The 15,112-nt window shown below is 67.0% G+C and carries 8 protein-coding genes; 6 read left to right on the forward strand and 2 right to left on the reverse strand.

The window, feature by feature from the left end; genetic code table 11:
* Positions 1–2 precede the first annotated feature (2 nt).
* Together JQX08_RS10275 and glnA are read right to left on the reverse strand one after the other, a co-directional pair.
* Positions 3–560 (reverse strand): DUF4124 domain-containing protein, encoded by a 558-nt coding sequence (locus JQX08_RS10275; RefSeq protein WP_205348286.1) that lies wholly within the window; start codon positions 558–560, stop codon positions 3–5.
* A gap of 209 nt (positions 561–769) precedes the next feature.
* Complete coding sequence (gene glnA / locus JQX08_RS10280) at positions 770–2,176, reverse strand: glutamate--ammonia ligase (RefSeq protein ID WP_205348287.1); 1,407 nt, start codon at positions 2,174–2,176, stop codon at positions 770–772.
* Between the two features lie 330 nt (positions 2,177–2,506).
* Between glnA and thiI the strand changes: the two genes are divergently transcribed.
* From thiI to JQX08_RS10310, 6 genes are all read left to right on the forward strand, one after another.
* Entirely contained in the window at positions 2,507–3,961 is a 1,455-nt protein-coding gene (gene thiI / locus JQX08_RS10285) for a tRNA uracil 4-sulfurtransferase ThiI (RefSeq protein WP_205348288.1), read from the forward strand.
* 142 nt (positions 3,962–4,103) lie between these two features.
* Positions 4,104–5,915 carry a translational GTPase TypA gene (gene typA, locus JQX08_RS10290; protein WP_205348289.1) on the forward strand — a complete coding sequence of 604 codons (1,812 nt, stop codon included), beginning with the start codon at positions 4,104–4,106 and terminating at the stop codon, positions 5,913–5,915.
* 174 nt (positions 5,916–6,089) lie between these two features.
* Positions 6,090–9,722, forward strand: a complete 3,633-nt coding sequence (locus tag JQX08_RS10295; protein WP_205348290.1) for a DUF2339 domain-containing protein — start codon at positions 6,090–6,092, stop codon at positions 9,720–9,722.
* Positions 9,719–11,071, forward strand: a complete 1,353-nt coding sequence (locus JQX08_RS10300) for a DUF3999 domain-containing protein (RefSeq protein ID WP_205348291.1) — start codon at positions 9,719–9,721, stop codon at positions 11,069–11,071. The genes JQX08_RS10295 and JQX08_RS10300 overlap by 4 nt, the downstream gene beginning before the upstream one ends.
* 98 nt (positions 11,072–11,169) lie before the next feature.
* Positions 11,170–12,942 (forward strand): phosphoethanolamine transferase CptA, encoded by a 1,773-nt coding sequence (cptA, locus tag JQX08_RS10305; protein WP_205348292.1) that lies wholly within the window; start codon positions 11,170–11,172, stop codon positions 12,940–12,942.
* A gap of 262 nt (positions 12,943–13,204) precedes the next feature.
* The gene (locus tag JQX08_RS10310; RefSeq protein WP_205348293.1) at positions 13,205–15,109 is read left to right on the forward strand and encodes an autotransporter domain-containing SGNH/GDSL hydrolase family protein; all 1,905 of its coding nucleotides are present in this window, start codon (positions 13,205–13,207) and stop codon (positions 15,107–15,109) included.
* Positions 15,110–15,112 lie beyond the last annotated feature (3 nt).

Raw genomic sequence — 15,112 nt, forward strand, 5'->3', positions numbered from 1 at the left:
GATCAGGGGGTGGCCTTGGGCTTGGGTTGCGGGCGCAGCGCCGGGCTGCTGGTGTTGACCCGCTGCACGGTGAAGGTTTCGGTGTTGCTCTGCTGGACCACTTGGTCGCCGTTCAGCACTTGCACCGACAGGCTGTGCTCGCCGCGATCGATGCTCTCCAGTTGCAGGCGCGGCATCGCACTCGGTGCGCCGTACGGTTGGCCGTCGAGCAGCAGGCGCAGGCGGTGGTTGCCCTGCAGCGGCGGGCTCAGCTCGACGTCGACGCTGAAGGTGCCGTTATTGGCGCGCAGCGCGGCTTCGTCGGGGATGTTGATCAGGCGCAGGGTCTGGTAGGGCGCCTGGCTGTCGGCGTTGCTCGCCGTGCTGCCGCCCTTGGCGGCTGGGCTGGGCGCCTGCATCTGCACGGTGTTGGCCGGCGGCAGGTCGACCGCCTGGGTCTTCACCCCCTGCGGCGGCTGGTTGGTGAATACGGTGTTGCCGTTGGAGTCGGTGTATTTGTAGATCTGCGCGCTGGCCGGCAGGGTCAGGGCGAGCATCAGGCAGGCAACGAGCAACCGCATGTGCATTCTCCGGCAATGGAATCTGGTTAGCCTTGCATTGCGCCGCCGCACTGGCAAGCGAAAAGCCCGTCACCGCGCGCGCCTGTGCATCCTACAAGCGCAGGGCTGCCGCGCCGTGCCGGGCGAGCCAGCCTGTGCAGCACATCACAGGCTGAATGCCGCGCATAAAAAAGGCCTCCCGAAGGAGGCCTCTGTTCAGCAGAGCGGGATCAGACGCTGTAGTACAGGTCGTATTCCAGCGGGTGCACGAAGGTGCGCACCTTGATCTCTTCTTCGCTCTTCAGTTCGATGTAGGCATCGATGAAGTCGTCGGAGAACACGCCGCCTTTGGTCAGGAACGCACGGCCCTTGTCCAGTTCTTCCAGCGCTTCTTTCAGGCTGCCGCAAACCTGCGGGATCTCTTTCGCCTCTTCCGGCGGCAGGTCGTACAGGTTCTTGTCGGCGGCATCGCCGGGGTGGATCTTGTTCTGGATACCGTCCAGACCGGCCATCAGCAGGGCAGCGAAGGCCAGGTACGGGTTGGCCGCCGGGTCCGGGAAGCGCGCTTCGATGCGGCGGGCTTTCGGGCTGGAGACGTACGGGATACGGATCGAGGCGGAACGGTTGCGAGCCGAGTAGGCCAGCATGACCGGAGCTTCGAAGCCCGGAACCAGACGCTTGTAGGAGTTGGTCGCCGGGTTGGTGAAGCCGTTCAGGGCCTTGCCGTGCTTGATGATGCCGCCGATGAAGTACAGGGCGGTTTCCGACAGGCCGGCATAGCCTTCACCTGCGAAGGTGTTCTTGCCGTCTTTGGCGATCGACAGATGCACGTGCATGCCCGAGCCGTTGTCGCCGTACAGCGGCTTCGGCATGAAGGTCGCGGTTTTGCCGTAGGCGTCGGCAACGTTGTGCACGCAGTACTTCAGGGTCTGAACTTCGTCAGCCTTGGCAACCAGGGTGTTGAACTTCACGCCGATTTCGTTCTGACCGGCAGTCGCCACTTCGTGGTGGTGAACTTCGATGACCAGGCCCATTTCTTCCATGGCATTACACATGGCAGTACGGATTTCGTGGTCGTGGTCGCACGGCGGAACCGGGAAGTAACCGCCTTTGACGGCCGGGCGGTGGCCCTTGTTGCCGCCTTCGACGTCCTGGTCGGTCATCCACGAGCCTTGCTCGGAGATGATTTTGAACATGGAGCCGGAGATGTCGGACTTGAACTTCACTTGGTCGAAGATGAAGAACTCCGGCTCCGGGCCGACGAATACGGTGTCACCGATACCGGTGGTCTTCAGGTATTCCTCGGCGCGCTTGGCGATCGAGCGCGGGTCGCGGTCGTAGCCTTGCATGGTGCTCGGCTCGATGATGTCGCAGACCAGGATCAGGGTCGGCTCTTCGGTGAACGGGTCCAGAACTGCGGTGCTGTCGACCGGCAGCAGGATCATGTCGGAGGCTTCGATGCCTTTCCAGCCGTGGATCGAGGAGCCGTCGAACATCTTGCCGACTTCGAAGAACTCGTCGTCCAGTGCGTCGCGTGCCGGCATGGTCACGTGGTGCTGCTTGCCTTTGGTATCGGTGAAGCGCAGATCTACCCACTTCACGTCATGTTCTTTGATCAGTTGAAGCGCCTTCGACATGATGTCCTCCAGAAGGTAGGGCCTGACAGTCGGCCCTGAATAAATGCGGTTGAAGCCGGGGCGGCATACTCCGCCAGGGTAACCTGCCTCACAAGGGAGCAAATTGCGTGCCAGTGCTCCAGGTTGGGCTGGAGCCCTGAAAGCCAGGCCTGGCGGGGGCTTGAATGGTGCGCGAGGCGCGCAAAAGCACTCTTATGGGGCGTCGTGTTTTTATGGCGCACCTTTGTGGTGCGTTATAATCCGCCTCGTACGATATTTGATTAAAGTGTGAGCAATTTCCGCTATAATCCGCGCCCCTGTTTTTCGGCCCCGCCAACGCGCCCTGTTTTCATGAAGCTGATCGTTAAAGTCTTTCCGGAAATCACCATCAAGAGCCGGCCGGTGCGCAAGCACTTCATCCGCCAGCTGGCTAAGAACATCCGCACGGTTATGCGCGACCTCGATCCGCAACTGGCGGTGAGTGGTGCCTGGGACAATCTGGAAGTGCAGACCGATCAGCGCGAGCCGAAGGTGCTGCGCGAGATGATCGAGCGGCTGGCCTGCACCCCGGGCATCGGTCAGTTCCTCGAGGTGCACGAGTACCCGCTGGGCGACTTCGATGACATCGTCGAGAAGTGCAAGCAGCACTACGCCGATCAGCTGCCCGGCAAGATGTTCGTGGTGCGCTGCAAGCGCGCCGGCAAGCACGAGTTCACCTCCATCGAGGTGGAGCGTTACGTCGGCAGCCAGCTGCGTCAGCAGTGCGACGCCGGGGGGATTTCCCTGAAGCAGCCGGAAGTGGTGGTGCGCATGGAAATCCGCGACCAGCGCCTGTTCGTCGTGCACAAGCAGCACGAGGGCCTCGGCGGCTATCCGCTGGGCACCGTCGAGCATTGCCTGGTGCTGATGTCCGGCGGCTTCGATTCCACCGTGGCGGCCTATCAGATGATGCGCCGCGGCCTGGTCAGCCACTTCTGCTTCTTTAATCTGGGTGGCCGCGCCCACGAGCTGGGGGTGATGGAAGTCGCCCACTACCTGTGGGACAAGTACGGTCGTTCGCAGCGCGTGCTGTTCATCAGCGTGCCGTTCGAGGAAGTGGTCGGCGAGATCCTCGGCAAGGTCGACAACAGCCACATGGGCGTGATCCTCAAGCGTATGATGCTGCGCGCCGCCACCGACATCGCCGAGCGCCTGAAGATCGATGCATTGGTCACCGGCGAGGCGATTTCCCAGGTGTCCAGCCAGACCCTGCCGAACCTCGCGGTGATCGACGCCGCGACCGAGAAGCTGGTGGTGCGCCCGCTGATCGCCGCGCACAAGCAGGACATCATCGACACCGCCTACGAAATCGGCACCGCCGAGTTCGCCAAGCACATGCCGGAATACTGCGGGGTCATCTCGGTCAACCCGACCACCAAGGCCAAGCGCGACCGCGTCGAGTATGAGGAGCGCCAGTTCGACATGGCGGTGCTCGAGCGCGCCCTGGAGCGTGCGCGGCTGGTGGCCATCGACCGGGTGATCGACGAGTTGGGCGAGGACGTGCAGGTCGAGGAAGTGGTCGAGGCGCTGCCTGGGCACATCATCCTCGACATCCGCCATCCGGATGCCGCCGAGGACGAACCGCTGGAGCTGCCGGGCATCGAAGTGCAGGCGCTGCCGTTCTTCGCCCTCAACAGCAAGTTCAAGCAGCTCGATGACACCCGCCAGTACCTGCTGTATTGCGACAAGGGCGTGATGAGCCGCCTGCATGCCCACCACCTGCTCAGCGAGGGGCATGCCAATGTGCGCGTTTACCGTCCGGCCTAAACAGCCGGGGTTGCTGGGCGGCAGTATCCGCCACCGCCCCCCCGACCCTCAGTAGAGCGTCAGCCCGGTTCGCTTCAATTTTTGTTGTTCATATTCGCCGCACAGACTGGCGGCCAACCGAATCCCTAATCGAGACAAAATCGTGATCGAGAATCTCCGCAACATTGCCATCATCGCCCACGTTGACCATGGCAAAACCACCCTGGTAGACAAACTGCTGCGCCTGTCCGGCACCCTTGACCGCAAGGAGCTGGAATCCGAGCGCGTGATGGACAGCAACGACCAGGAAAAAGAGCGTGGCATCACCATTCTGGCGAAAAACACCGCGCTGAAATGGAACGGCTACGACATCAACATCGTCGACACCCCCGGCCACGCCGACTTCGGCGGTGAGGTCGAGCGCGTGATGTCGATGGTTGACTCCGTGCTGCTGGTGGTCGACGCCCAAGACGGCCCGATGCCGCAAACCCGTTTCGTGACCCAGAAGGCGTTCAAGGCCGGCCTGCGTCCGATCGTCGTGGTCAACAAGATCGACCGTCCGGGCGCGCGTCCGGATTGGGTTATCGACCAGATCTTCGACCTGTTCGACAACCTCGGTGCCACCGACGAGCAGCTGGACTTCCCGATCGTCTACGCCAGCGCCCTGAACGGCATCGCTGGCATGGACCACGAGAAGATGGACGAGCACATGGATGCCCTGTTCCAGGCCATCGTTGACCACGTACCGGCCCCGGCCGTCGACGTCAGCGGCCCGTTCCAGATGCAGATCTCCCAGCTCGACTACAACAGCTTCCTCGGCGTTATCGGCATCGGCCGCATCACCCGCGGCAGCATCAAGACCAACACCCCGGTGGTGGCGATCGGCGCCGACGGTAAGAAGCGTCAGGGCCGCATCCTGAAGATCATGGGTCACTCCGGTCTGCACCGCGTTGAAGTGCCGGAAGCCCAGGCCGGCGACATCGTCTGCGTCAGCGGCATGGACGAGCTGTTCATCTCCGACACCCTGTGCGACATGAACAACGTCGAAGCCCTGCCGCCGCTGTCGGTGGACGAGCCGACCGTGTCGATGACCTTCCAGGTCAACGACTCGCCGTTCTGCGGCAAGGAAGGCAAGTTCGTCACCAGCCGCAACATCAAAGAGCGCCTGGAAAAAGAACTGCTGCACAACGTCGCCCTGCGTGTCCAGGAAGGCGACTCGGCCGACAAGTTCAAGGTCTCCGGCCGTGGTGAGCTGCACCTCTCGGTCCTGATCGAAACCATGCGTCGCGAAGGCTTCGAGATGGCCGTGGGTCGTCCGGAAGTGGTGATCAAGGAAGTCGACGGCGAGAAGCAGGAGCCGTACGAGAACGTCATCATCGACGTCGAAGAAACTCACCAGGGTCCGATCATGGAGCAGATGGGTCTGCGTAAAGGCGACCTGACCAACATGGTCCCGGATGGCAAGGGTCGCATCCGCCTGGAATACACCATCCCGGCACGTGGCCTGATCGGCTTCCGTAACGCCTTCCTGACCATGACCTCGGGCAGCGGCATCCTGACCTCGACCTTCAGCCACTACGGCGCGATCAAGTCGGGCGAAGTCGGCCATCGCCAGAACGGCGTGCTGGTCTCGATGGCCACCGGCAAGGCGCTGACCTACTCGCTGGAAACCCTGCAGGACCGCGGCAAGCTGTTCCTCGAGCCGGGCCAGGACATCTACGAAGGCCAGCTGGCTGGTATCCACAGCCGCGACAACGACCTGGTGATCAACCCCACCAAGGGCAAGAAGCTCGACAACATGCGTGCCTCCGGCAAGGATGAAGTCATCGCCCTGGTGCCGCCGATCAAGTTCACCCTGGAGCAGGCGCTGGAGTTCATCGACGACGACGAACTGGTTGAAGTGACGCCGAAGTCGATTCGTCTGCGCAAGAAAGTGCTGAACGAGAACGAGCGTAAGCGCGCCAGCAAGAACTGATTCTGTCAGTGCGTAACGAAAGCCGGGCCTAGCCCGGCTTTCGTGTTTCTGGGCTTTGCGTTGTGCGCCACAGGCGGCGCGGGCGGCGGCCGATATACTCAGCGGCACGGGCCCTGCCGCGACCGTAGGTTGCGGTTGGGCGGGAGAGGTTGGGACTGTCAGGGATGTGAATGCATGCAATGGATTTTCATGCTGGTCGGCCTTGTCGTCGGGGGTGCCGCGGGGGAATCGATCAGCGGCGCGCTGCTCGGTGCCGTGTTTGGTCTCGCCGTCGCTCAGGCCCTCGGCTTGCGCGCGCTGCAACGGCGTAACGTCGAGCTGGAACAGGCGTTGGAGCGCTCGGTCACGCGCTTCGACGCAAGCAGCGAGGCGCTGCAGCAGCGCCTGCAGGTGCTCGAACGCTTCCAGCGCTTCGGCGATAAGGCGGCGTCGCCGAGCGAGGCTGAGTCGCCTGGCGCGACGGTCGCAGAGGCGCCCGAGCCCGCGCCGCAGCCGCGCGCCGAAGAGACTGACGAGGCCGAGCTGAGCTGGGACCTGCCTGCTCTGGCGCCATCGCCTGAGGAAGCTCCGGCCAGCAGCGCACCTGCGGCGGCGCCAGCGGCCTGGCCGGCAAGCGCGGCCGCAGACGCCTGGCAAGCCGCGCCGAAGGCCGCAGCGCCGCAGCAACCGGCGCAACCCTCATTGCTCGAACGCGGCTGGGTCGCCGCGCGCGACTGGCTGTTCGGCGGCAACACCGTGCTGCGCGTCGGTGTGCTGCTGCTGTTCCTCGGCCTGGCCTTCCTGCTGCGCTACGCCTCCGAGCGCGTGGTGGTGCCGGTCGAGTTGCGCTACAGCGGCGTGGCGCTGGCCGCCATCGCCTTGCTCGCTCTCGGCTGGTGGCTGCGCCGGCGCAATGCCGGCTATGGCCTGATCCTGCAGGGCACCGGCATCGCTGTGCTGTACCTCACGGTGTTCGCGGCGATGCGCCTGCACCCGTTGCTCTCGCCGCAGGCCGCGCTGTTGCTGCTGGTGGTGGTGACGCTGTGCTCGGCGGTGCTCGCCGTGGCCCAGGACGCGCTCGGCCTGGCGGCGGTGGCTGCGCTGGGCGGTTTCGCCGCGCCAATCCTCACCTCGACCGGCGCCGGCAACCACGTCGCGCTGTTCAGCTACTTCGCCCTGCTCAACGCCGGCATCTTCGTCATCGCCTGGTTCAAGGCCTGGCGCCTGCTCAACCTGATCGGCTTCCTCGGCACCTTTGGTATCGGCTGTGCCTGGGGGCTGCGTTCCTACACGCCGGAACTGTTCGCCTCGACCGAGCCGTTCCTCATCCTGTTCTTCTTGATGTACGTCGCCATCGGCCTGCTGTTCGCCCGCCGCCGCTTGCGCGAGGCGCAGGGCCAGCCGCAGGCGGGCGGGCGTGACGAACAGTTGCGTTGGTCGCTGCGGCAGACCGACTACCTCGACGGCTCGGTGCTGTTCGGCACGCCACTGGTCGGTTTCGGCCTGCAGTACGCGGTGATCCAGCACCTCGAGTTCGGTGCGGCGTTCAGCGCGCTGGCCCTCGGGCTGTTCTACATGGGCCTGGCCCGCCTGCTGGCCGGACGCGCGCCGGGCAAGGCGCTGCTGCTGGTCGAGACCTGCCTGGCCCTGGGGGTGATCTTCGGCACCCTGGCCATCCCGCTTGGCCTGGATGCGCGCTGGACCTCGGCGGCCTGGGCGGTGGAAGGCGCCGGTATCTACTGGCTGGGCCTGCGCCAGCAGCGCCGCCTGGCGCGGATCTTCGCCCTGCTGCTGCAAGCCGGTGCTGGCTTGGCCTTCCTCGGCGACCTGCGCGACGGCACCGACAGCCTGCTCAGTGGCGCACCGCTGGGCGCGCTGATGCTCGGCGCGGCGCTGCTGTTCAGCTTCTGGAACCTGCGCCGCACGGACACCACCACGCTGAGCGCCTGGGAGCCAAAATGCCTGCCGGCGCTGGCCTGTGCCGGACTGGCCTTCCTCTACCTGATCGCGCCGCTGTGCTTCGCCGTGCAGGCGACGGCGATCAGCTGGGCGCTGGCCGGTCTGGCCACCTTGTTTGCCGGCCTGCGCCTGCGCTCACGCAGCTTCCTGTTCTGCGCCTTCGCCGTGCAGTTGCTCGGCGGCGCGTTGTTCCTCATTCAGCTGCGCGGCGCGGACGGTGGCAGCGGGGTGCTCGGCTCCGGCTGGTCGGGTCTGCTCAGCGCCTCGCTGATCGGTCTGGCGCTGATTGCCGGCATGCTGCTCGCCGCGCGCGACTCGCTGGTGCGCGACGACAAGCGCCTGCTGCTCGGCCTGACCGTGGTGCTGCTGATCGGCCTGGCATTCATCAACCTCGCCGTGCTGTTCGTCCTGCCCTGGCGCACCGCCAGTGCGGTGTGGGCGGGCAGCGGTTTGCTGATCGTCTGGCTCAGCCTGTACCTGCAGCAGCGCGCCAGTTTCGTCTTCGGCCTGCTGCTGCAGGTTGTCGGCGGCGCGGCGTTTCTGCTGGCCGGTCCGGCGCTGTTCGGCAGCTTGCCCAGCGAGGGGCTGCGGCCGTTCGCGCATGCCGGTTTCTGGACGCCCGCGGTGCTGGCCCTGGCTGCGCTGGTCGGCGCCTGGCGGCTGCATCGCGGCGCCGCGCAGGAGCAGCCGTTGGTCCTCGGCGCGCTGGGGCTTGAGCGCCTGTCGCAGTTGCTGCTGGCCTGGGGTGCTGGCTGGTGGGCGCTGACCGCGCTGGGCGAGATCGCCCGCTTCGTGCCGGTTCCGCTGCGCGAGCACGTCGCCGTGCTGGTCGCGGCGCTCAGCGTGGCGCTGTGGCTGCTGCTGGCCCTGCGCGAGCAGTGGCGGGCGCTGGCGCTGCTGTGTCTGGCCCTGGTGCCGGCCGCGCTGCTGGCCCTGATGAGTGCCTGGCAGCTCGACTATCAGCCGCTGGCGCAGCTTGGCTGGCTGGCCTGGCCGGCGTTGTTCGCCGTGCACCTGCTGTCGCTCAAGCGCCTCGACGGCCTGCTGGTGTCCCGTGCGGCGCGCGCCGCCCACGTGCTCGGCTGCTGGCTGCTGCTCGGCGTACTGGCGCTGGAGCTGCGCTACCTGTTCGCCGCCCTGGCCGAACACTACAACGCCTGGCGCTGGCTGGGCTGGGCGCTGGTGCCGAGCGCCTTCCTGGTCCTCATGGGCGCGCCGCGTGCGCTGCCCTGGCCGGTGGCCGCCTATCCGCGGGAGTACCGGGGCATCGCCGCGTTGCCGGTGGCGCTGTTGCTGCTTGCTTGGTTCTGGTTGGTCAATCTGCTCAGCGACGGCAGTGCCGCGCCGCTGCCGTACCTGCCGCTGCTCAATCCGCTGGAGCTGGGCATGCTCATCGTGCTGATGGCGATCTACCAATGGGCGCCGCGCGGTCTGGCCCAGCTTGGCCTGGCGCCGGCGCAGCTCAGCTTGCCGGTGCAGGGTCTGCTCGGCGTTTCGCTGTTCGCCCTGTTGACCATGCTGGTCTGCCGCACCGCGCATCACTGGGGCGGCGTGCCGTTCGAGGCCACTGCGCTGCAGCACTCGATGCTGGTGCAGGCCGGCCTGTCGATCGTCTGGACGCTGATTGCGCTGGCGCTGATGATCGTCGGCCACCTGCGCGGCCGCCGCGACCTGTGGATGGTCGGCGCGGCGCTGATCGGCGTGGTGGTGATCAAGCTGTTCTTCGTCGAGCTGAGCAACAGCGGTGGCCTGGAGCGCATCGTCTCGTTCATCGGCGTCGGCGTGCTGCTGCTGATCGTCGGCTACTTCGCCCCGCTGCCGCCCCGACGGCCGGAGCTGAATGCGGAGCAGGAGGCTCCTTCGCTATGAAATTGCTCGTTCAACTGGCGGCGTGCAGCGTCGCCTTGGCCAGCGCGCTGGCGCTTGCTGCGCCCGCCGAGTTCGCCAGCCAGGTGCCGCTCACTGTCAGCGGCGCGGGGCCCTGGTACCGCCTGGAACTGCCCATCGAGGCGCAGCTCGCCGCGCGGCATGGCGATTTGCGCGACCTGCGCATCTTTAATGCGGAAGGCGAGGCGCTGGCCTACAGCCTGCGCAGCGGCGCCGCGCGCGATGCCGAGACCCGTGCGGAACAGGCGGTGCGCGTATTCCCGTTGCGCGGCCAGGCCGGTGGCGCATTGCCGGACAGTCTCAAGGTGGTGCGCAGCAGCACGGGCACCATCGTCGAGATTCCGTCGGCCGGGGGTAGCGAGGGCGGCCGCGAGATCGTCCTTGGTTGGTTGCTCGATGCCAGTGCGGCGGACTTCGCCGTGCAGCGCCTGACGCTCGACTGGAGCGCGGCGGGCGACGGCTTCCAGCGCTTTCGTATCGAAGCCAGCGACGACCTGAGCAGCTGGCGCTTGTTGGGTGAGGGCCAACTGGCGCGGCTCAGCTTCAACGGCGAGCAGATCGACAAGAACGACGTCGAACTGCCCGCCACCCAGGTGCGTTACCTGCGCCTGCTGTGGATTGCCCCGCAGGAGGCGGCCACGCTGCGCGGCGCACGGCTCAGCGGCAGTCGCAGCAGCCGCGAGCCGGCACCGCTGGTGTGGTCGGCGCCGCAGCCCGGCCACGCTGACGCGACGGGGGTGTTCACCTGGCAGCTGCCATTGGAATTGCCGCTGGCACGGGTGCGCCTCGGTCTGCCGCAGGCCAATACCCTGGCGCCGGTCGCGCTGCAGGGGCGGCGCGACGGCCAGACGCAGTGGAGCCCGCTGGCGCGCGGCGTGTTGTACCGCCTGGCGCTGGATGGTGGCGAGATGCGCCATGAGGACCTCGAGCTGCTGGAGCGGCCGGTACGCCAGCTGCGCCTGCAGGTCGATGCCCGCGGCGGTGGCCTGGGCGCCGCCGCGCCCATGCTCAGCGTGGCGTTGCGCGCCACCGAGGTGGTGTTCCTCGCCCGTGGCAGCGCGCCGTACCGCTTGGCGCTGGGCAGTGCCGCTGCGCAGGACGCCAGCCTGCCCCTCGCCACCCTGGTTCCCGGTTTCGACGACCAGCGTCTGGCGGCGATGGGGAGCGCGCGCCTGAACGGTACCCTGCAGGCCGGCGAGGTGGCGGCTGCCGTGGCGCCGAGCGGCCTGGACTGGAAGCGCGCCGGGCTATGGGCGGTGCTGCTCGTCGGAGTCGGCCTGCTTGCGGCTATGGCCATCAACCTGCTGCGCGCCGGCAAAGCGCAGTCCTGAACCCGACCGGCGCATTGCTGCTTTGACGTAATTTTCATTTTTCGTTGGTCATAGTCCCGCAAGGCCGGACTCCCGGCTTCACCTGACCGGGACCGCCGATGACCACTACGACTCGCACCGCGCACGCGCCTGCTCGCATCGACTGGGCCGGTCTGGCCTGGATGTTCCTGTTCTTCTGGTACTTCTCCGGGGTCACCCAGCTGCTTATCCAGGTCACCGGCACCGCCGGTTTCGCCGGCTTCCGTCAGGCGTTCCTGCTCAGCGGGCTGTGGCTGATTCCGCTGCTGCTGTTCCCGGCGCACACGCGGCGCCTCGCCGCGCTGCTCGGCGGTCTGTTGTGGCTGTGCTCACTGGCCGGCTTCGGCTATTTCCTGATCTACGGTCAGGAGTTCTCGCAGAGCGTGATCTTCATCCTCTTCGAATCCAACGTCGCCGAGGGCAGCGAGTACCTCGCGCAGTATTTCGCCTGGTGGATGGTGCCGGCATTCCTCGCCTACGGCTTGGGCGCCTGGCTGCTGTGGCGGCGGGTGCGCCCGGTGTACCTGCCGCGCCGCGGCGCGCTGCTGGCCAGCCTGCTGTTGCTGGCGACCATTCTCGGCTACCCGGCGTTGCGCCAGTTCAGCAAGCACGAAGACCCGGCGGTGGCGCTGGAGAAATTCGAGCAGCGCCTCGAGCCGGCCACGCCCTGGCAGCTGCTGGTCGGCTATCGCCAGTACCGCCGCCAGCTCGAGGGCATGCAGGCGCTGTTGGCCAGTAATGCGGCGATCGCCCCGCTGCAGCGCCTGCGCGACAGCCACGGCGAGCAGCCGGCGACCCTGGTGCTGGTCATCGGCGAGTCGACCAACCGCCAGCGCATGAGCCTGTACGGCTACCCGCGGGCGACCACGCCGCGTCTCGATGCGCTGCGCGACCAGTTGCAGGTGTTCGACAACGTCATCACCCCGCGGCCCTACACCATCGAGGCGCTGCAGCAGGTGCTGACCTTCGCCGACCAGCAGCACCCGGAGCGTTACCTGACCACCCCGTCGCTGATCAACGTGATGAAGCAGGCCGGCTACAAGACCTACTGGATCACCAACCAGCAGACCATGACCAAGCGCAACACCATGCTCACCACCTTCTCGCGGCAGGCCGACGAGCAGGTCTACCTGAACAACAACCGCGAGCAGAACGCCCGCCAGTACGACGAAGACGTGCTCGCGCCGTTTGCCAAGGTGCTCAGCGAGGACGCGCCGCGCAAATTCATCGTGGTCCACCTGCTCGGCACGCACATGAGCTACCAGTACCGCTACCCGCCGGCGTTCGAGCACTTCACCGACCGCCAGGGCGCGCCGGCCAGCGTCAGCGCCGATCAGCTGCCGACCTACAACGCCTACGACAATGCGGTGCGCTACAACGACTTCGTGGTCGCCAGCCTGATCGAGCGCTTTTCGGCCAGCGACCCCAACGGCTTCCTGCTCTACCTCTCCGACCACGGCGAGGCGGTGTTCGACGCGCCGAAGCCGGCGGTGCTCGGCCGCAACGAGGCGGCGCCGACCAGCCCGATGTACACCGTGCCGTTCATCCTGTGGAACTCGCCGCGCTGGCAGGCCAGCCACCCGCGCGACTTCGCCGCGGCGTTGAGCCGGCCGTACAGCAGCGCCGACCTGGAGTACACCTGGTCGGACCTCGCCGGTCTGCACTACGACGAGTTCGACGCCAGCCGCAGCCTGGTCAACGACGCCTTCCGCGCGCGCCCGCTGCTGATCGGCAACCCGGCGCAGCCGCGCAACCTGATCGACTTCAGCCTGATCAAGCCGAAGCCGCGCAACGACGACGAAGTCGCGCAGCGCGAAGCGCCGGGGCGCCTGACCGTGCCGCCCCCCGGCTAGTCGCGCGGTCTTCCTCCGTCACTCTTCCCGCTATTTCGCCGGGCGCGCTGTGTCGCGGCCGGCATCTTCGTGCGCGCGCAAAGCGCCGCCGCAGACCGCGCTTCCGTCTTTGGAGCGATACCCAAAACCCGCGGAGAGTGAGACGCCACGCGGCTTTCAGCCCTAGGAGGTAATTTGCGCGAGCGATAGTGCAGTGGGGTACTGCGCTCGCTAGAGTCCGTCGCCGATCGTCCAAACCAACAACAACAAGGGACACGGACTCATGAAGCGACTTGCGATTCTGCTGGCGGCCGGCTGCCTGGCATTGGCGGCGCCGGCGGCCAGCGCGGCGGCATACACCGGCATGGTGGTATTCGGCGACAGCCTCAGCGACGCCGGGCAGTTCTCCAACGGCCTCAACCCGATCCGTTTCACCACCCAGCAGGGCCCGGGTTACAGCTATTTCTCCGCCGAAGCCTTCGCCAGCACCGCGCCGATGCTGATCGGTGACGGCCTCGGCTTCGCTCCGCAGACGGCTTCGACCAGCCCGCTGCGCCGCGCGCTGGGCCTCGCCGATGGCGACAACTGGGCGGTCGGCGGTTACACCACCGCGCAGATCTACCGCTCGATCACTCAGGCCGGCGGCTCGGTGGTGACCTCCGGCGGCGTGCCGCTGCGCGGCCGCGACGGTTATCTGCTTGGCGGCCGGGTGATCGATCCCGACACGCTGTTCTACGTCAACGGCGGCGGCAATGACTTCCTCCAGGGCCTGGTGATCAGTCTGCCGAGCGCCCAGGCGGCGGCGGTGCGCCTCGGCGACTCGCTGCGCGCCCTGCAGGCGGCCGGTGGGCGTTACTTCATGACCCCGCTGCTGGTCGACGTGGCCAGTCCGAGCACCGGTGGGCTGGTCAACCCGGCGCAGTTCGCCCTGGCGCAGGCGTTCAACGCCGAGCTGGTCCGGCAGATGGCCAGCCTCGACGCCGAGGTGATCCCGCTCAACGTGCCGCTGCTGTACCGCGAGGTGCTGGCCAATCCCGCCGCGTTCGGTTTCGACGCCAGCCAGAACCTGCAGGCGACCTGCTTCTACGCGGCGGTCATCACCGGCGCGACCGGCTGCCACAACGCCCGCTGGGGCGCGCTGAGCGCCACCCCCGATCCGAGCAAGCTGATCTACGCCGACCTGGTCCACCCGACAGCCGCCATGCAGCGCATCCTCGCCGACCAGGGCCTGTCGATCCTCGCCGCGCCCTGGGAACTCAGCCTGTTGCCACAGGCCGCCGATGCGGCGCTGCGCAGCGGCCGCGAGCGGCTGCGCCAGCAGCAGCTCGCCGACTGGGGCAATTGGCAGGCGCCCGGCCAGTGGCGTGCCTTCGTCGCCGGTGGTGCGCAGCGCGCCGACTTCGATGCGGCGGATACTGCCGCGCCGGGCGATGGCCACGGCGCCGGGCTGGGGCTCGGCGGCAGCTACCGGCTCAACGAGCAGTGGCGCGTCGGCGTCACCCTCGATTTGCAGGAGCAGCAACTCGAACTCGGCGCGCGCGACTCCGACTATGGCCTGCGCAGCTACCTGGCCGGCGCCTTCGTCGAGTATCACGATGGCCTGCTGTGGGGCGACCTGGCGGTCAACGCCGGCCACCTCGATTACCACGACCTGAAGCGCCGCTTCGCCCTCGGCCAGACCACCCGCACCGAACGGGGCGACACCGACGGCTGGCTGCTGGCCGCCGGTGGCCGGCTCGGCGTCGAACTGGGTCTGGCCGAGCAGCGTCTGCGACTGGCGCCGTTCATCAGCGGCGAGCTGTCGCGCGTCGAGGTCAATGGCTACCGCGAGCAGGGCGCGAGCTCCACCGCACTCAGCTACGACGATCAGCGCCTCGATTCGCGGCGCCTGGGCATCGGCCTGCAGGGCCGCTTCGCGCTGGCCGCCGACGCCGAGTTGTTCGGCGAGATTGCCCGCGAGAAGGACTTCGAGGATGAGCAAAGCGAGCTGGGCATGACGCTGAACAGCGTGGCCGGGGTGGACTTCACGCTAGCCGGTGCCGAGCCGGCGCGTTATCTGACCCACGCGGCCTTCGGTCTGCGCCAGCGCCTGGCGCCGGAGCTGGCGCTGCAGCTCGGCTACGACTACCGGCACAGCGGCGACGCCAGCCTGCACGGCGTCAGCGTCGGTGTGGTACTCGACTGGTAAGGC

The organism is Zestomonas insulae (genome assembly GCF_016901015.1).
GTDB classification, from domain to species: Bacteria; Pseudomonadota; Gammaproteobacteria; order Pseudomonadales; family Pseudomonadaceae; genus Aquipseudomonas; species Aquipseudomonas insulae.

Coding starts and splice junctions, on each gene's coding strand:
- cptA (WP_205348292.1), top strand. CDS start 11,170: ATGACCACTACGACTCGCACCGCGCACGCGCCTGCTCGCATCGACTGG.
- JQX08_RS10295 (WP_205348290.1), top strand. CDS start 6,090: ATGCAATGGATTTTCATGCTGGTCGGCCTTGTCGTCGGGGGTGCCGCG.
- JQX08_RS10310 (WP_205348293.1), top strand. CDS start 13,205: ATGAAGCGACTTGCGATTCTGCTGGCGGCCGGCTGCCTGGCATTGGCG.
- thiI (WP_205348288.1), top strand. CDS start 2,507: ATGAAGCTGATCGTTAAAGTCTTTCCGGAAATCACCATCAAGAGCCGG.
- glnA (WP_205348287.1), bottom strand. CDS start 2,176: ATGTCGAAGGCGCTTCAACTGATCAAAGAACATGACGTGAAGTGGGTA.
- JQX08_RS10300 (WP_205348291.1), top strand. CDS start 9,719: ATGAAATTGCTCGTTCAACTGGCGGCGTGCAGCGTCGCCTTGGCCAGC.
- JQX08_RS10275 (WP_205348286.1), bottom strand. CDS start 560: ATGCGGTTGCTCGTTGCCTGCCTGATGCTCGCCCTGACCCTGCCGGCC.